This window comes from Ercella succinigenes, assembly GCF_900002895.1.
The window spans coordinates 48,376-67,417 of sequence record NZ_CDHP01000048.1; the positions used below are offsets into that span (position 1 = coordinate 48,376).

17 protein-coding genes are annotated in these 19,042 nt (G+C 34.4%); 16 read left to right on the top strand and 1 reads right to left on the bottom strand.

The genetic code is table 11. The features are described from left to right. Positions 1-13 precede the first annotated feature (13 nt). The 12 genes from AC0KSB_RS11235 to AC0KSB_RS11290 all read left to right on the top strand — a co-directional run bounded on the left by AC0KSB_RS11235 (position 14) and on the right by AC0KSB_RS11290 (position 15,051). Entirely contained in the window at positions 14-1,798 is a 1,785-nt protein-coding gene (locus AC0KSB_RS11235; RefSeq protein ID WP_472309350.1) for an ABC transporter ATP-binding protein, read from the top strand. A gap of 191 nt (positions 1,799-1,989) precedes the next feature. Then, entirely contained in the window at positions 1,990-3,837 is a 1,848-nt protein-coding gene (locus AC0KSB_RS11240) for a TMEM165/GDT1 family protein (RefSeq protein ID WP_472309296.1), read from the top strand. A gap of 215 nt (positions 3,838-4,052) precedes the next feature. Beyond that, positions 4,053-6,176 carry a DUF6273 domain-containing protein gene (locus AC0KSB_RS11245; RefSeq protein WP_472309298.1) on the top strand — a complete coding sequence of 708 codons (2,124 nt, stop codon included), beginning with the start codon at positions 4,053-4,055 and terminating at the stop codon, positions 6,174-6,176. Between the two features lie 87 nt (positions 6,177-6,263). Further along, on the top strand, positions 6,264-7,457 hold the full coding sequence (locus AC0KSB_RS11250) for a hypothetical protein (RefSeq protein ID WP_472309300.1): 1,194 nt from the start codon (positions 6,264-6,266) through the stop codon (positions 7,455-7,457). A gap of 11 nt (positions 7,458-7,468) precedes the next feature. Further along, positions 7,469-9,361, top strand: a complete 1,893-nt coding sequence (locus tag AC0KSB_RS11255) for a serine hydrolase domain-containing protein (protein ID WP_472309302.1) — start codon at positions 7,469-7,471, stop codon at positions 9,359-9,361. Positions 9,362-9,380: 19 nt separating this feature from the next. Continuing rightward, a complete protein-coding gene (locus tag AC0KSB_RS11260) occupies positions 9,381-10,130 on the top strand; it encodes a MerR family transcriptional regulator (RefSeq protein WP_472309304.1) in 750 nt (249 codons plus the stop codon). A gap of 74 nt (positions 10,131-10,204) precedes the next feature. Continuing rightward, positions 10,205-10,930, top strand: coding sequence for an ABC transporter ATP-binding protein (locus AC0KSB_RS11265; protein ID WP_472309306.1), 726 nt, complete (start codon positions 10,205-10,207; stop codon positions 10,928-10,930). Next, entirely contained in the window at positions 10,927-11,670 is a 744-nt protein-coding gene (locus tag AC0KSB_RS11270) for an ABC transporter permease (RefSeq protein WP_472309308.1), read from the top strand. Before AC0KSB_RS11265 ends, AC0KSB_RS11270 begins: the two co-directional genes overlap by 4 nt. Before the next feature lie 212 nt (positions 11,671-11,882). Further along, a complete protein-coding gene (locus tag AC0KSB_RS11275) occupies positions 11,883-12,425 on the top strand; it encodes a TetR/AcrR family transcriptional regulator (RefSeq protein ID WP_472309310.1) in 543 nt (180 codons plus the stop codon). After that, entirely contained in the window at positions 12,422-13,345 is a 924-nt protein-coding gene (locus AC0KSB_RS11280) for an ATP-binding cassette domain-containing protein (protein WP_472309312.1), read from the top strand. Before AC0KSB_RS11275 ends, AC0KSB_RS11280 begins: the two co-directional genes overlap by 4 nt. After that, on the top strand, positions 13,338-14,090 hold the full coding sequence (locus AC0KSB_RS11285) for an ABC transporter permease (protein WP_472309314.1): 753 nt from the start codon (positions 13,338-13,340) through the stop codon (positions 14,088-14,090). Before AC0KSB_RS11280 ends, AC0KSB_RS11285 begins: the two co-directional genes overlap by 8 nt. A 79-nt stretch (positions 14,091-14,169) precedes the next feature. Beyond that, positions 14,170-15,051 carry a UbiA family prenyltransferase gene (locus AC0KSB_RS11290; RefSeq protein WP_472309316.1) on the top strand — a complete coding sequence of 294 codons (882 nt, stop codon included), beginning with the start codon at positions 14,170-14,172 and terminating at the stop codon, positions 15,049-15,051. Here AC0KSB_RS11290 and AC0KSB_RS11295 read toward each other — a convergent pair. Continuing rightward, the gene (locus AC0KSB_RS11295; RefSeq protein WP_472309318.1) at positions 15,001-16,449 is read right to left on the bottom strand and encodes a diguanylate cyclase; all 1,449 of its coding nucleotides are present in this window, start codon (positions 16,447-16,449) and stop codon (positions 15,001-15,003) included. The two genes, AC0KSB_RS11290 and AC0KSB_RS11295, sit on opposite strands and share 51 nt — an antisense overlap. Positions 16,450-16,663: 214 nt before the next feature. Here AC0KSB_RS11295 and AC0KSB_RS11300 point away from each other — a divergent pair, with 214 nt between their 5' ends. The 4 genes from AC0KSB_RS11300 (at position 16,664) to AC0KSB_RS11315 (ending at position 19,041) form a co-directional block, all read left to right on the top strand. After that, positions 16,664-17,095: a GNAT family N-acetyltransferase gene (locus AC0KSB_RS11300; protein WP_472309320.1), complete on the top strand. Its 432-nt coding sequence runs from the start codon at positions 16,664-16,666 to the stop codon at positions 17,093-17,095. Positions 17,096-17,323: 228 nt separating this feature from the next. Continuing rightward, positions 17,324-17,671, top strand: a complete 348-nt coding sequence (locus AC0KSB_RS11305) for a DUF134 domain-containing protein (protein ID WP_472309322.1) — start codon at positions 17,324-17,326, stop codon at positions 17,669-17,671. Between the two features lie 140 nt (positions 17,672-17,811). Beyond that, on the top strand, positions 17,812-18,180 hold the full coding sequence (locus tag AC0KSB_RS11310) for a NifB/NifX family molybdenum-iron cluster-binding protein (protein ID WP_472309324.1): 369 nt from the start codon (positions 17,812-17,814) through the stop codon (positions 18,178-18,180). A gap of 15 nt (positions 18,181-18,195) precedes the next feature. Beyond that, a complete protein-coding gene (locus AC0KSB_RS11315; RefSeq protein ID WP_472309352.1) occupies positions 18,196-19,041 on the top strand; it encodes a nucleotide-binding protein in 846 nt (281 codons plus the stop codon). Position 19,042: the final 1 nt, after the last annotated feature.

Consider the following 19,042-nt stretch of genomic DNA (forward strand, 5'->3'; position numbering starts at 1 on the left):
TGGAAGACCGTCAATGGAATCTTTTGCCGCCATCAATGAGAAAAATGAAAATCACAATTTTTCTGCTACCTGGGGAAAACTGATTAAATATTGTCAATCTTATTTTGCCGCCATTATAATCGCACTTGCATTTGCAATAGGCGGAACAGTCTTTACAATTCTTGGCCCTGATAAGCTTGGAGAAATGACTGACTTAATTTCTGCAGGGTTAATGGGCAATATAGATTTGGTAAAAATAGGAAGTATAGGACTTGTTCTGGTTTGTTTTTATTTATTTAGTATTGCGCTTTCCTATGCACAGGGATTTATAATGGCAACAGTTACGCAAAGAGTGTCAAAACGTATGCGAGCTGATATTTCAAAAAAAATCAATCTTTTACCATTGAAATATTTTGATAAAACAAGTTATGGAGATATTTTATCCCGTGTTACCAATGATGTAGATATGATTGGACAGACATTAAATCAAAGTATCGGTAGTCTTGTATCGGCTATAGCTTTGATAACAGGCTCAATTGTGATGATGTTCATTACTAATTGGATTATGGCACTTTCCGCAATATTTGCTTCGGTTATCGGCTTTGCTTTTATGATGCTAATTATTTCGCGTTCTCAAAAGTACTTTGTTGAACAGCAAAAATTCCTTGGCGAAATAAATGGACATGTAGAGGAAGTATATGCAGGGCATAATGTGGTAAAAGCCTATAATGCTGAGAAAGAATTAAATAACAAATTTTCAGCAATAAACCAGAAATTATATTCATGCACCTGGAAATCACAGTTTATGTCAGGGCTTATGATGCCGCTGATGAGTTTTATTGGAAATCTTGGTTATGTTGTTGTTTGTGCAGTAGGCGCTATGCTTGTAATTAACGGGAATATTACTTTTGGCGTGATTGTTGCATTTATGGTTTATATTCGCCTGTTTACTCAACCTCTTACTCAAATTGCCCAGTCTGCCACAAGTCTGCAATCAACTGGTGCAGCAAGCTTTCGCGTATTTGAATTTTTAGAAGAAGAAGAGCAGGAAAACGAAAACTACAAGCAAGATATCATGGAAACAGCACTCGGCAATATCGAGTTTAAGAATGTCAGATTTGGTTACGAAGAAAATCGTACAATTATTAATGATTTTTCACTAGAGATCAAAGCAGGGCAAAAGATAGCTATTGTTGGTTCCACTGGAGCCGGTAAAACAACTATGGTTAATCTTCTTATGCGCTTTTATGAAACAGATAGCGGTGAAATCAGGATTGATGGCAAACCTATTAAATCTTTGACCCGCGAAAATGTACATAATCTTTTCTGTATGGTTCTACAAGATACCTGGCTTTTTGAAGGGACCATTCGTGAGAACATAGTTTACAATAAAAAGAATGTAACGGATGAAGAAGTTGTGGCAGCTTGTAAAGCTGCTGGGATACACCATTTTGTCAAAACTTTGCCCGATGGATACGATACCATCTTAAATGAAGAAGCAGGAATATCAGCAGGACAGAGACAACTTATAACTATTGCCCGAGCCATGATAGACAATGCACCCATGCTTATTCTAGATGAGGCAACCAGCTCAGTTGACACTCGGACCGAAGTTTTGATTCAGCAAGCGATGGATAAGCTGATGGCGGGTCGCACATCTATTGTTATTGCACATAGACTGTCGACTATAAAAAATGCAGATTTAATCCTTGTCATGCAAGATGGCGATATAATTGAAAAAGGAAACCATGAACAACTTATCACTGCTAATGGTACCTATGCAGAACTTTATAATAGTCAGTTTGAGAAAGTTTCTTGAGATTTTTTTCATAAAATGATATTATTATTTAAGCTCTAAAAGGGAGTAGCTATGGGGAACCAAGATAAGATCAACATGCTGGAGTAATCCTGGTCTTATCTCTTTAGTAGACGTTAAAGAAGCGAGACTTTTAGATTGTCAGGCGAACTGTCTGACAATCTAAAGGTCTTTTTTGTATCTGGGAGGGTAATATGATAGACATGCTTCAGGAAATACCAAAAGCGTTTTTTTTGATTTTTATAGCCGAAATGGGTGACAAAACGCAGATTTTGGCTATGGCTTTTGCAACTCGTTTTCCTATTAGGAAAGTTTTGCTGGGTATAGGCATAGGGTCATTTTTAAACCACGGTTTGGCAGTGCTTTTAGGAACTTATCTCTCAAAAATGATTCCAATTAATATTATTCAGATGTGTGCGGGAGCTGCTTTTGTAGGCTTTGCTCTTTGGACTCTAAAGTCTGATGATGAAGAAGAAACAGAGACAAAAAATCAATTTGGCCCTGTAGCAACTGTTGCTTTAGCATTCTTTTTGGGAGAGCTTGGTGACAAAACTCAGCTGACAGCAATTACCTTAGCCGCAGATGCTACATATCCACTTATGATATTGACAGGTACAGTTTTAGGTATGATTGCTACGGGAGCATTAGGTATTATTGTAGGTAAAAAACTAGGTGACAAAATTCCTGAATTAGGCATTAAACTGCTTGCCGCTTCAATTTTCATGCTTTTTGGTCTGCAAAAACTTTGGCAAACCGTGCCTGAGCAATATGTAAACTCTTATATAATTGTACCTTTCATTGGTTTGTTAGCATTTGTCGTATTTCTAATGGTTAGAAACCTTTTTGTAAAAAGGCGTATGGGTATACAGTCAGAATTTATGGCAAAATCAAAAATGCTTCATGACTATTATCAACATATACAAGACGATCTTGATAATATATGTATGGGTTCAGAATACTGCAATGCCTGTCAGGGTCATAAATGTGCTATCGGTCATGCAAAGAAAGTTATTGAAAAGTCTTTGGAAGAGCCAGAGTGGCAGGGAAAAACGACTAATTTAGAATTTTCTTATAAAGGGAAACCATATTTTTACGAAGATATACTTGATAGTCTGGTTGATACTATTTGGTTGATTGATAATATTAAAGATGAAGAAAAATTAAACAATGCTCATATAATTAGAAATCAATTGGAAACTATTCTTCTTAACAAAACAATATCAAATGTTGATAATGTTATTTCATACATAGATGAAATAACAAAAGAAGATTATGAGCTAGGAAAAAAGATTGAAAATATGTATAAGATGAGAAAGCCTGTTGAAGATCGAATCATTAACATAGGTAACAAGGTCAGTAATATTTATTTAATAGCAGTACAAGATGGATATCTTCTGATAGACACAGGCTATAAAGAACAATACAAGCACTTTGAAAAAGAATTGATAAAAAACCAGATTTCTTTTGATGATATTGCCTATATCCTTATTACACATGCGCATGATGATCATGTAGGATTTCTCAATCAGTTGTTAGATAAAACGAAAGCAAAAGTTATACTTCATCCTGAAGCTGTTGAACGCTTGAAATATGGACAAAACGACTTTAATGGTGGTTGCAGTGGTTTAATGGCATGGAGTTTTTGCCAATTTATGAAATTGTTCGGTAAAGGAGAACATCGTTTTGATCCTGTTGATTCTCCAGAACGCTATATAATTGTAAATCAGGAGAATAAATCGGAGATAGAGCGGATGCTTTCAGGTAAAATTATCGAGTTGCCAGGGCATACACATGATTCTATAGGTTTATTGTTTGAACACAAAATTTTGTTTTGTGGTGATGCGGCTGCGAACGGCATACCAAACATAAAACATGTCATTATCTGGATAGAAAATATGGACGATTATAAAACATCATGGGAAACAATGATAAATCTTGATTTTGAAATGGTATATCCATCACATGGCAACCCTTTTGCAAAAGAAAAATTAAGTAAATATCAGCGAAAACTTTCGAAAATAAAACTTTACCCACTTGGCTAGTTAAAATTAGTTTAAATATATTGCTTATTTAAAATGAAAAAATTATAATACAGATAATAACGATACTCTTTTTGCGGGTAGCGTGTGGTTTTGATCAGCGACACTATCCTAATGCAGAGAGGATCGTTTTTTTGTGCTAAAAATATTTTTCAAGCTTTATTTTTGTTTTGGAAAATATTATTTAAGTATAGATTTATGAAGTGAGAGGAAATACTATGAAAACGAAATTATGTCTTAAATTATTTGCCTTTGTTTTAAGTTTAGCAGTTATTTTTGGAATGACCTCATCTATCAGCAAGTCAATTGAAGTATATGCAGATAATGATCAAAGTTTACCAATTGTAAAAGACATAAATTTAGGCATAAACGGTATCCAAACCCCCAAAATCCCTGAAAGTCTTTTATCTTTTTGGGAAGGCAGTTATTTATATTTTGGCCAATATGAGCAAGATGATGATACTAATAACGGTAAAGAACCAATTTTGTGGAATATATTATCAAATAGCAATGATAGTAACGAAGATGGTCAGTCAGACAGTTTGCTGCTTTTGTCAAATAAGGTATTGGATCGTGTTTTATTTAATGAAAGCACTACCGATGGAAATCTATGGCATGACAGTAATATACGTAAATGGCTAAATTCTGCTCCCTACAGTCAAAATGCTTATAGCTATACTGCAGGAGGTTTTTATGATAATGCATTTTTATCTTTGGAGCAGGCAGCAATTAATAGTACCTCGAAAACAGAACACCTGGTAAATGATGGATTAGGCTGGTTAGGGGGCAGTAGTCTGACTGGTGATAAAATATTCTTGTTAAGTGCAAAAGAAGCTATAACCCCTGGATATGGTTTTTATCAGGTGAATAATACTTTAACTAATAATAATACAGTAAAGCCATCAGCAGCTACGCTATATGCCAGCAATAAAGGCGTGTACGTAGGAAATGAACCCTCTACAGTTTTTTGGTGGCTGCGTTCGCCAGATAGAGATTCAGATCATCTTATAGGTAATGTAAATGGAGATGGCAGGATCACATATCAGTTTGTGAATACTCAACCCATTGGTGTGCGCCCTGCTTTGAATTTAAATAGCTCTTCTATATTATTTACATCTGCTGTTGCTAGTGAGAAAGCTTCTTTTGAGCTGATTAGCGATGATAATGTGGCTGCTAATACCTGGAAATTAACAATAAAGGGAACAGACAATACTCTTTTAGCGGAAAAAACAGCAGGGAATACTAATCTTGCTATTGGCTATCAGTCTGAAACATTAACTGTTAGTCATGATCCCGCAACAATATTAACAAATGCTGATCAAGTATCCGCAATGATTACAGATAACGAGGGTACAGTTTTATATTATGGCGGTATAAATACTGATACTTCAGCGACATCTTCTCAGATTGTAATTCCCGCTGGTCTTGCCGAAGGAGCATATAATTTATATGTATTTGCAGAAATTGTAAATGGCGGCAGCCTTACAGATTATGCCTCGGCATTGGGTGATCCTATTTCAATCACAGTAAAACAGCCATACTCTGTCACAATTACAAATCCCAGTGACAGCAATATGACAAGACTGGCAAACTCAGGTTCTGAGCATCAGGAAAACCTTATTGAGCCTATGGAAAATGTTATATATATTGCGGATGATGGTTATTATTTCCCGGAAAGTTATAGCGTTGATAGCAGTACTGGAATAAGCGTTACCAGAAATAGTGACAGTCAGATTACAGTGTCTGGAATGCCATCTGCAAACGCTAATATTGTTCTTATTGTTGCCAGCAAAAGGGTAGTACAACCAGATCCGGAGCCTAGTTATGAAATTATTTCTGGAGCTGGTTCGGTACACAAAGTAAACACTGACGGTGCAATTTCAATTAAAAGTTCTGGAAACTTGGCTGACTTAGTAGGAATATATGTAAATGGTGTTTTAGTAGATCCAGATAACTATACTTTGGAATCTGGCAGTGTAATAGTAACTTTGAAAGCAAGTTATCTGAATACATTGGGAAAAGGCATACATACCTTAAGATTCCTGTTTAATGATGGAATGTCAGAAACATTTTTTGAAATTGCAGGTGTGACTTCTGAGCCAACAGAACCAAATGATAGCGGTTCAACAGATAATGATAATTTAACAACAGAAGATAATAGCAGCTCATCTGGAAGTAATAATACATCAGCAGAAAGCTCGGCAGAATCAACAAGTGAGCAGAATGATATCCCCAAAACAGGTGAGAATAATAGTCTTTTACCACTAATTATAATGGCCTCATTAATCCTGACAGCGATAATTTTGAGAAATCTGGCTGCAAAGAAAAATTTTATCAGGTAAAGAAATAAAAACAGATTTAGATTATAATAACTTCTAACGTTAAAAGTCAGGCAGCACTTGTTCTGCCTGACTTGGTTAGAGGTGAATATGAAAACAGTTTTCGATTTAAGAGATAATCCAGAAAAAGAAATTTATGGTATGATTGAAACTTTCTATGCTGAAGATCTAAAGATTATCAGTCTGAAAGAGCAGTCTATAAATGCCTGTACAGGTTGCTGGAGTTGTTGGCTTAAAACCCCTGGCAACTGTGTAATCAAGGATTCTATGACAGATATTTATCCAGCATACGTAAACAGTGATACTGTAATTTTGATAATGGATACGGCTCAAGGCTTCATAAACCATAAAGCTAAAGCTTTTTTAGACAGAACTATTCCACATTATCATCCGTATATAGAATTAGTTGATGGAGAATGCCACCATGTTGCCAGATATGAAAAATATCCAGACATGGTTTTCTTTTACGATGCAATGGGATTAAGTGTTTCGGAAGAACAGGTTATTGAAGATTATCTGTATCGTACAGCTTATCACTTTAAGTCAAAAGCTTATCGTATCACAAAAGAAAAAAACAATAATATTCAGTTAAAGCTATTGGAATCAAGAAAACCTAAGAATAAAAGTATACCTTTTGGCAAAACTGAATCAATGGATAAATTAGTTATTTATAATGGATCTCCACGCAAAAGTGGCAGCAACTCGACAATTATTCTACTTAAGATTGCTGAAGCTCTTAGGGATAAGGTTGAAATTCGTGATTTGAAAGAAAAAAGCAAATGGCAAGAGTGGTCTGGAAGTTTTGAAAAAGAAAAAAATATTATGCTTTTTATGCCTTTGTACGTTCATGCGATGCCTTCCCATGTTATGGAATTTATTGAAACCCTTAATGTGTCTGATGGAAGTATAAGCTTTTTTGTACAATCAGGGTTTCCTGAAAGCAGCCAATCTTATTATCTTGAAGCATATTTTGAACAATTGGCTCTACGATTGGGAAGAACTTATCTTGGAACAGTTATTAATGGTGGTTTGGAAAGCTTACATGACAGACCTTTACAAGCTCAGGGAAAAATGATTGCCCCAATGACAAAAACCATGACTAATCTCGTAGTAAACGGTGAATTTAATTCTGCAGATATTGAGCAATTAGCAAGACCGGTTCGATTTGGAAAAATTATAGAAGTTCTATTTAAACTATTAGGGAAAAAACTGATAAATTCCTTTTGGGATCAAAAACTTAAATCGAACGGTGCATATGAGAATCGTTTTGCTCGACCATATTAAAGGAGTCAGACATGAAAAAGTGGCCGGTGGCAGTACTAATTATAATAGGAATTATATTTGCGCAATTTCCTGTTTTGGCAGCAGAAAGACAAACCCCATCTGGTGTTCCTTTTGATCAGTTAGGATCATTTGTCGACGATTATGTATCGGAGTATATTGGTAAAACTTCTCCTGGTCTGACGGTTGTTGTGGTCAAGGATGGACATATTTTGTTTTCAAAAGGATATGGTTTTGCTGATATTGATAATAAAATTGCAGTTGATCCCGCAAAGACTATTTTTGAATATGGGTCGGTCAGCAAGCTGTTCGTATACACTTCTATTATGCAGTTAGTAGAAGATGGTAAGCTTAGTCTTGAAGAAGATATCCGATCTTATCTTCCAGAAGGTTTTTTAAGAAAAATTCGCTATGATGATCCTATAACCTTGCTGCATGTAATGAGTCATACAACGGGATTTGAGGATTATTTGTTTGATGTGGTCGTTACATCAGGTATTCACAAGAGTTTTGAAGAGATATTGCGTACCGGTCAGCCTGAACAAGTATATAAACCAGGCTCTGTAAGTGCTTACTCGAATTATGCCGTAGCTTTGGCGGCTTATATTGTTGAGAATATGGTCGGACAGGATTTCTATACATATGTCACAGACAATATCTTTTTACCTTCGAGTATGACAAGTACATCGATGCATCCTGAGCTGGAAGATAAACCATGGCTTTGGCAAAATAAAGCAAAAGGTTATTATCTATCTAATAGTGATGATTTCTTAGAAGGAGACTGGAGTTATATACCGTTATATCCTATAGGTGCTGCTAATGGTACTGCTGAGGATCTGGCACGTTTTGCTATAGCTTTAATGCCTGAACAAAACCAAGCAGGTCTTTTGCTGGATAAGCGCGAAACTTTGGATAAAATGCTTTCGCAAAGTCATGCTATGGGGCCTGGACTTACAGGATTTGCTCATGGATTTATTGAATTTGATGGGCGATATACAGGATATGGTCATGGTGGTAATACAGCCTTCTTTACAGCACAGATGAATATTGTTCCAGAGGAAAACTTAGGTGTCATAGTTTTGTCTAATGTCGCTAATGAAATGAATCTTACTCAAGGCCTTACTCAGGCTTTACTGGGGAAAAATCAGTTATATTATCCAGATTACGAAAATTTGCCAGAAGTATATGATGTAGAAGGAACTTATACTTCGGCACGCAGACCACATAATGGTTTTCTAAAACTGTATGGCTTTCTTTCTTTTCTGGAGGTTAATGCAGTTGCAACAGATGTTATTGAGCTGAGTCTTGCCGGACAAAAGGCTACATATCAGCAAATAGAACCATATGTATATCAGCAAAAGCAAGCAGAAGGAGCTATTTTCGAATATAATTTTAATAAGATATATTTTGAGATGGAAGATGGCAAAGTGCAAAGGATGTCAGGAGACTTCTTACCTCTGCCTGCTGGACATACAAAACCATGGCTCATTGCTGACGCTGCGGTGACAATAATTTCTGCTGTGTTTTTTATGACTGCATCTATTGTAATACTGCTTTGCTTTTTATATAGGAAAAGAAAAAAAATAGAAATATCTGTTATGGAGAAACGTTCAAGGAAGTTTTATAATCTGTTTATTTTGTCTGGAACGTCACTTCTGATCAATAATGGAGTGTTGGTAATAAGAATGCTGGCAAATAACTACAGGTCATTTGGTGAAGTTAGACCTCAGATAATACTAAATATTCTACTTGTGTTTTCTGGGATTTTGATGGGAATTATGGCAACTGTTTTTGGGAAAAACAAAGTATCAGCCAAAAAGAAGATATTTTTTATTCTTTCAGCAATTATTTATATTGTTTTTGTTGCTGTTTTACTAAAATGGCAATTTTTTGACATTATGATTTAATAATTTGAGGCGATAAGATATGAATAAAACATATAAAACATCTGAAATCGCAAAATTAATAGGAATACATCCTAATACTGTACGTCTTTATGAAAAAATCGAATTTATATCTAAGCCTGTACGAAAAGAAAATGGTTATCGTATTTTTTCCGATCTTCATTTGGAGCAGATAAGACTTGTAAGGATCGCATTAAAGGTAGAAATTGTGCAAAATGGTTTAAGGAAAAAAGCTGTTGATATCATTAAAACTTCTGCTAAAGGTGATTTTAATAAAGCTATTTATTTAGCTAATCAATATTTACAACAATTAAGAAAAGAACAAAAAAATGCTGAAGAGGCTATTAAAATTTCAGAACAACTACTATCAGGAGAAGAGCCAGAAAACAACAACAATTTTCTGACCAGAAAACAAGTATCTGATTATTTGCAAATCTCAATGGATACTTTAAGAAACTGGGAAATGAATGGATTATTAACTGTAAAAAGAAAACAAAACGGCTACCGTGTATATACAGATGAAGACATAAGGCGCCTGAAAATAATTCGTTCTCTGAGATGCGCAAATTACTCTCTTACAGCGATTTTGCGTATGCTTTCTATTTTGTCCAGGAATCCCCAAGCAAATATACGTGAAATAATAGATACTCCTTCCAGCAATGAAGACATTATTTCTGTATGTGACAAATTACTTTCATCGTTAAAATTTGCCGAGGTAAATGCAAATATAATAATTAATCAGCTTGAAAAAATGAAGCATGATTTTAATTAAACCCTCCACTTTGACACCAGACTTTGCTCTGATGTTATTCTAAGCCTGAAAAATAAATCAGGAGGTTTTTTTACGTGGAAATTGTAATCAAAGCAGATTCTTTAAGCAAGTCCTATGCAACAGTCAAAGCAGTAGACAATTTAAATATTTCTATTTGCCGTGGTGAAGTGTTTGGCCTGCTAGGTGCAAACGGTGCTGGTAAAAGTACTACCATCGAATGTATGTTGGGTACAAAAAAACAAGATAGTGGAACCGTATCTATTTTAGGCTTGAATCCTAATGCCGATCGGAAAAAGTTATTTGAAAAAATAGGCGTGCAATTTCAAGAAGCAAATTATCAGGAAAAAATTACTGTTTCAGAATTATGTGAAGTAACACAGTCTTTTTATAAAAAATCGTTAGATTACTTTGAGTTATTAAAAAAATTTGGCCTTTCAGACAAACTTAAAAGTTTTGTAAGCGAACTTTCTGGAGGGCAAAAACAAAGATTATTTATTGTTCTTGCTTTGATTCCAGATCCGGAAATTGTCTTTTTAGACGAACTTACAACCGGTCTTGATGCGAGAGCAAGAAGAGATGTCTGGAAGTACATTTCCGAATTAAAGGTAAACGGATTAACTATTTTTTTAACATCTCATTTTATGGATGAAGTGGAGATATTGTGCGATAAAATTATGATTCTCAAAAAGGGTGAGAATATATTTTATGGAACTGTAGAAGAAGCCATTGCGTCCAGTCCTTATGAAAAATTTGAAGATGCATATCTTTGGTATACAGATGATGAGGAGGTAAAAGGATGAGAGCATTTGGCACAATGTTTAAAACAGAATTAAAATTATCCTTACGTGGCATGGATATGTTTATTTTTGCAATTTGCATGCCCATAGTAGTTATTGTTATTCTTGGCATTATTTATGGTAATAAAGCAGCTTTTGAAAATGCTGAATATACATTTTTAGAACAGTCTTTTGCTGCTGTTGGAGCTATTGCTATTTGTGCAGGCGGTGTAATGGGTCTGCCGCTACTTATATCTGATTATAGAAATAAAAAAATTCTAAAGCGATTCAAGGTAACCCCGATAAGTCCGGCTCTTATTTTGGCAGTTCAAGTTGCAATATATGCTCTTTATGCGATTGTATCTCTTATTCTTGTTTATGCAGTAGCGGCAATTTTCTTTAATTACCAATTTAACGGCTCCATAATTGCCTTTTTTGGTTCATATTTTTTGGTGATGATATCTATGTTTAGTATTGGTTTAATGGTTGGGGGGATCGCACCTAATAATAAAATCGCCAGTGTTCTAGCTAGTATATTGTATTTCCCAATGCTTGTTTTTTCCGGTGCAACTTTACCCTATGAAATTATGCCTTCTGCACTCCAAAAATTTGCTGACATTTTACCCCTGACTCAGGGAATAAAATTATTAAAGGCTACCTCGCTCGGTTTGCCGGCTGATAGTGTCCTGCTGTCTATTATTATGATGATAGGGCTTGCAATAGTATGTATAGGCATCGCACTAAAATTTTTCAAATGGGAATAATTATATTTAATGGTTAACTGCAGAGAACACTTATGTTAGCAGAGGATTAACAAAAAATATTTATTGACATTTAACCGTGATTAAACTATGATTTAATCACGGTTAAATTATGTTCAGTTATATAAAAAAATAGAAATCTTGCGATTTGAGTCGTGAGATGTTTATGAAATTTGAGGTGTATTATATTGGGTGCAAATGCTAGAGATAAAATTTTGGAAACAGTTATAGCTTTATTGGTAAAAAAAACAGATATGAATACTGTTACAAACCGTCAGATTGCTGCTTTAGCAGGTGTAAACAGTGCTTTGATCAACTACTATTTCAATTCAAAAGAAAATCTTCTTAATATGGCTGTTGGTATATGCATGGGTAATATTTTTGAAGAAATTGTAGAATCATCTGCGGGTGATTTGCCTCCTATCGATAGGTTAAAGAATATGGTAAAGGCTATAGCTGAGGTTGCTTTTGCCAATTATAATCTGGCAGAAATTGCTTTTGCTCATGATATGAAAAAGGGCAGCTTGAATACTACCCAAATGATTTTGCCACTATTAAAAGAAGTTTATAGTAATAGTAAAACTGAAACTGAGTTGAAACTTCTTGGTCTTCAGATAGTAGTTCCTTTGCAGTTGCTATTTCTGAATGTAAATGATTATAAAAATTATTTGCTTTGTGACCTATATGATTCAATGACTCGAAACGAGTTGATTGAAAAAATGGTAGATAATATTTTTCTGACGGAGGTTACAAAATGAATACCTCAGTTATCGAAATTAAAAATTTGAATAAATATTATAATCATAGCTTAGTCCTAAATGATGTTTGTGTAAATATTAAACGTGGTGGAATCTATGGCTTTATAGGGCAGAATGGGGCTGGCAAAACCACCTTATTGCGCATTATCACGGGGCTGGCTTTTCCGTCTGGAGGAGAGGTAGAGCTTTTTGGCAAAACTGAGGCAAATGGACTTGAGGAATCACGCAAGCGTATAGGGTGCATGATTGAACATTCTGGCTTGTTCCCAAATTTGACAGCAAAAGAAAATTTGGAAATCCAGAAAGCTCTAAGAGGTATAGCTGATGATAAAGCTATAGAAAGAGTATTAAAAGCAGTAGGTATGGCAGATACCGGCAAAAAGAAATTCAAAAATTTTTCGATGGGGATGAAACAACGATTGGGGATTGCTGTAGCACTGCTTAGTAATCCTGAACTACTTATTCTGGATGAACCTCTAAATGGCCTTGATCCTGTGGGAATTGTGGAAATAAGAGAATTACTCATTAAGTTGAATAAAGAACGCCATTTGACAATCCTTATATCAAGTCATATTCTTGGCGAATTATTCATGCTGGCAACAGATTATATAATTATTCATAAAGGAATAATTGTTGATCGTTTAAATCAGGCACAATTAACAGAAAAATGCAAAAAGCATATCATTATTGAAACAGAAGATGTTGAACTGGCAAAAAATGTGCTCAAAAACAAACTTAAAACCGAAAATTTTATTGTAATGCCGGATTTTAAAATTAAAATCTTTGATTTTTTTAGCACAAGAAAAACAGTTGCACAGGCTTTTTACGATGAAAATGTTTTACTTACAGAGCTATCCTATATTGAGGAAACCCTTGAAAGTTATTTTATTCATGCAATTGGAGGAAATAGTATTGTATAAATTGTTAAAGGGAGAGTTTCTAAAACTAAAATACTCTCGAGGATTCAGAATTTTATTTGTTTTGTCGGTAATATTTGGGTTGGCATCTCCATTGCTTTCTTCCTCCATAGAGCAGGAGCAAAGTATCTCTGGATATGAAATCTTTTTTTCTCAATTCATTGACTTAAGAACATTAATTTTTGTTTTTGCAGGAATTTTTTCCGGGTTTTTTATAGGCGAAGATTTTTCCAGCAGAGCAATACAGTCGGAAATTACATCAGGATACAGTCGCTTTGCGATTCTATTTAGTAAAACATTGGTTTACATGTTTGGTATTTGTGTACTTATAAAAACTCAGGTTTTAATTGTTACGCTTATAACAACGCTAATCAATGGTTTTGGTATAGCAATTACAGTTAATGTGCTTGTAAATATGTTTAGAGCATTATTTATGTTTATGTTTCTTATTTGCTCAAGCTCGATGCTTTATGTGTTGACATCGTTTTGGCTGAAAAGTGTAGGTTCAACATTAGCAGTGAATATGCTGCTATTGGTAATTATTGACGGTATATTTCAAATAGGAGCAATGCTAAAAGATGTTGGGATAAAACTATATGAAACAACGACACTTTTACAGGTGATACTTGCATCTGCAGAACAGGTACCATCTGGTGGACTTGCTAAAGCAGTTGTAATAGGAATTGTAACTTCATTGCTACTTTTCATATTAACTTATTTTAATTTCAAGAAAGCCGAGTTAAAGTGAAAAAATGATATTTTAAGAATAAGAGTAAATTGATGTTAATCCTCAGTGATTATTTATGCATTAGGAGAATATAGTATTTATGAAAAATAAAATCAGGGGTTATATTGAATTAGTGCGTCCGGAATTACCTTTTGCGGCGGGCATTTGTGTAGTAATAGGAGAAATAACCGCTTTAGGACAATTTCCTTCTATCTCTAAATTTATTTTGGGATTTTTATGGGGGTTTTTCTTATCCAGTCCCGCAATGATCCTAAATGATTATTTTGATATTGAGGTTGATAAAATAAACGCACCTGAAAGACCTTTGCCTTCTGGCTTAATCTCGCCTGCTGCAGGTGTTTATTTAGCAATAGCTACTACCTTGATTGGATTAATAGTTTCATATTTTATCAGCTCATCAGCTATTATTATATATATCGTATTCTGGCTTTTAGGCTTTTTATATAATTGGAAATTAAAGACAATGGGGCTGATAGGGAATTTGCTGGTTAGCTCCTCTGTTGGTGTAACTATAGTGTTTGGCGGCCTTGTAGCAGGAGATCCCTGGAATAAAGTTGTATGGATTATTAGTGCGATGGCTTTTCTATTTAATTTGGGGGAAGAAATAGCATCAGACGCCATGGATATAGAAGGAGACAGAAAAAGAAATGTAAAATCAATTGCAATACTTATCGGCAAACAAAATGCCCTTCGTGTTTCAACGATATTATTTATGCTTATGATTATTGTTAGTTTAATGCCATATTTTTTAGATCTGCTTGGTATAAACTATTTGATCATTATTTCTGCCATGGATATACTAATACTTTTTTTCACAGTTAAATTGTTAAAAAGTAAAACGGTTTCTGAGGGCAAATCTTATATTCGCAAATTATACAGGACAGCAATAATAGCTATACTCGCTTTGCTCTTATCCGTGCACGGCAACCTTATTTCTGCCATTTTCTTTTGCCGTATATAGGGCATTATCTGCATTCCTGTACAAATCGTCCAGCGTTTCTCCTTCTTTATGTTCTGCGACACCAATGCTGATAGTTATTTTTATATTATGTGAAAATATGGTTTCCTCTACCTTTGCTCGAATTTTCTCTGCAGTAACAGCAGCATTTTCCATATTTGTTTCAGGCAGCAACACGATGAATTCCTCTCCACCAAATCTTGCTAAAATATCTGTTTTTCTCAAGACAGAAGATGTAACATCAGAAACAGTTATCAGAATTTCATCTCCAATCATATGTCCATAGTTGTCATTTACCCTTTTGAAAAAATCAAGGTCTATCATAAGCAAGGATAACGGATGATGGTAGCGCTCTTTTGTCTGTATCATTTCCTTGGCTCTTTGATCAAAAAAAGATCGGTTATACTTGTTTGTCAAATAATCGTGTGTACTTATCCTTAATATTTCGGCTTCTCTTTTTTCCCTTTCGTCAATATTTCTGCTCACACCGACAACTTCCACTTCATTATTTTCATTGAATACATATCTTGTTGCTACTTCAACCCAGATTAGATCACCATTTTTTAAGGGTTGCTGAATTTCAGTGAAAGACAATTGACTTTGATCTTTTTCAGTTAAAAAATTTTCGATTGAGTTTTCTACTTTTTCCATTACTCTGGCAAAAGATTCTTTGGTCATAGAATCTTCGATTTTTTCTGCAAGTGCTTCTTCAACGGTAATTCCACGAAGTCTTGTTATAGAGGGACTAATATATCTGAATTTTTGCTGTTTAAGATTAAGTATCCAGATAACATCACTGATATTATCTGTTATAAGACGATATCTTTCTTCACTTTCTTCTAATTTTTGATTTGTAAATTTTAACTGCTGAACTTTGTTCTTCAACTCATTATTTTGATCGGCTATCTGCTTTTGAAACATTACTGTTTTTAATTGACTTTCAATCAGATCTCTTGATTTTTCCATCATAAGAATAAGATCATCGGAGAAATTATTTTCCTTTTTATCGAGCAAGCAAAGTGTACCAAAAACACTGCCGTCGGGATTGTGAATTGGAAATCCTAAATATGATAAAAGATTATATTTCAAATCTGGATTATGTGACCATTGCTTAGATTTAAGTGCATTAGGTATCAGTACTTTTTCTTTATTTTTTATAACCATTTCGCAATAAAGACCAGAACCATAAAGGCGCTCTCTCTCTCCAATTTTATATGGATTGTCTTTGGTCTTGCTTGTAACGAAAACTTCTATCTCATTGTTTGTAATGCGCATTATAAGACCCACATGAGCACCAGAAAACTTTGTGACCAGATCAACTATACTTTGCCAACCTGCCAAAAATTCAGAAAAAGCAGCTTCCTTATGTAAATCTACACCTGGATTGAGTATTCTATCCATTATAATACCTCCAAAGGCGCTTGAATCCTATCACTAGTTATCAGAATAATCCCATAACTATTTAACGACAACAGTCTTTGATAAATAAACACTCTAATAATTATTATTCGCATTATAACCTTAATTACAGAAACAGACTATAGAAAAATAAAACCAGTTATGGAAAAATATATACATAATAATTTTGAAAGGTACAAATTATAAGGTGATAATAATGGAAATAAAAAGAATAGCAGATGAAAATGAGCTGCAAAAAGCTCTTCAGATCAGAAAAGAAGTTTTTGTTAAAGAACAGAGGGTTCCAATTGAAAATGAAATTGATGAATTTGATAAGCTCGAATCTGATTGTGAACATGTTATTTTGTACTATAATGAACAACCTGCTGGTACAGGCAGAGTGAGAATTGTAGACGGTAAAGGGAAGATGGAAAGAATCTGTATATTAAAAGAATTTAGAAAATATGGTCTTGGCAAAATCATCACACTGGCTTTAGAAGATATCGCCAAAGAAAAAGGTGCAACTGAGGCTAAATTACATGGACAAACACAAGCTGAGGCTTTCTATAAAAAGCTTGGCTATAAAACAGCTTCAGAGGTCTTTTTAGAAGAGAACATACCACATGTTCTGATGATTAAAAAGCTGTAGATATACCTTGTGTTATTTATCGATTATGATAAAATCCCTGACTGCGAATAGCAGGCAGGGATTTTCCTTAAATTCAGCTCAGGAGCAAATCTATCAAGTTGTTTCTATGAATTTTTCTTGCTTTCATACGTCCTCTTTCTTATTTTTTTGTTTATTGACATATGCCCAAAACGGAGTATAATTAAAATCATAAATGACATATGTCAGAAATGATAGAAGGTGATTTTAATGCCTAGACCAATGAAGTGGAGAACTGTCTGCTGTTTACCTGATAATAATAAATTTGGTCCACTAGATGTGAATGCAGGGAAGCAGGAATTTGTAAAAATGACAGTTGATGAATATGAAACAATCAGACTCATAGATTTAGAAAATTTCACACAAGAGGAATGTGCCAGGCAAATGAATATTGCACGTACTACTGTTCAAGGTATTTATGAAGCTGCTAGAAGGAAACTGGCTGAATCTTTGGTAAATGGTAAAGTTTTATTAATTGAAGGAGGAGAATACCAGCTTTGCGAAGATCGAGGCAATGGTTGTGGCAGAGGTTGCAATAGGCGGCGCAGAGGCCGCTAATTCTATCTTCAAACTTTTAACAGATCAAGATATGTCTATTTAAAACAAAAAAGACTAGTAGGCTGGACTATCTTGAATAAAAAAATTGTTCGAAATACAAGCTAATATATATAAATGAATAATCATGAATGGAGATAAAAATGAAAATAATAATACCTGTAGATGAGAATAATATTGAGACAAATGTGTGTATATCCTTTGGGCGTACTCCGTATTTTCTTGTATTTGATACAGAAAATAAAGAAAGTATTTTTATAGAAAATACTGCCGCTGCAAGTACTGGTGGTGCAGGAATAAAAGCTGCACAAACTGTAGTTGATAATAAAGCTGATATATTACTGACCCCAAGATGCGGAGAGAATGCGGCTGTTGTTTTGAAAGCTGCTGATATAAAAATATTTAAGACAATCAAAGCTTCAGCCAAAGAGAATATTTCAGCATATGTTGATGATAAATTAGAACCTCTGATAGAAATTCATGCTGGGTTTCATGGTCATGGAGGCAGATAAGTGGATACGGATAATATGAATATAGCTGTGCTAAGTGGCAAAGGTGGCACAGGGAAGACTCTGGTGTCCGTGAATTTAGCTGCAGCAGCAAAAAGATCACACTATATTGACTGTGATGTTGAAGAACCGAATGGATATCTTTTCTTTAAGCCTGATAATTTCCAGACTGAGGAAATAAGTGTAAAAATACCTTTTGTTAATAATGATTTATGTAATGGTTGCGGTAAATGTGTTAATTTCTGCAAGTTCAATGCTTTGGCACATATACGCAAAAAACTGATTGTTTTTGAAGAGATATGCCATTCTTGCGGTGGTTGTATAATGATTTGCCCACAAGAAGCATTGGCGGAGAAAAATAAAACAATCGGAGTAATACAAAATGGTTTTTCTGATCAGGTAAAAGTCTCTAGCGGTATGCTTAACCTAGGTGAGTCTTCTGGTGTTCCAATCATAAAAAAACTTATTGCTGAAAATCAAAGATTCAATAACTTAATGGCATTTATAGATTGTCCGCCAGGTTCTGCCTGTATTGTAATGGAAAGTATAAAAGATGCAGATTTTTGTGTAATTGTTGCAGAACCTACTATATTTGGTGTACATAATCTTAATATGATATATGAGCTGGTAAAACTATTTGATAAACCTTTTGGTGTTGTTCTTAACAAATGCATAGATAGCGAAAATCCGTCAGAAAAGTTTTGCCATGATAATAATATTAAAATTTTGTCTAAAATTCCCTTTGATAGTGATCTAGGGAATATTAATTCAAATGCAAAAATTGCAGTCAGAGAGAAAGATAAATATAACAAAATGTTTGCCTCTTTACTAGAGAATATAAAAAAAGAAGTTAAGGAGGCATAGA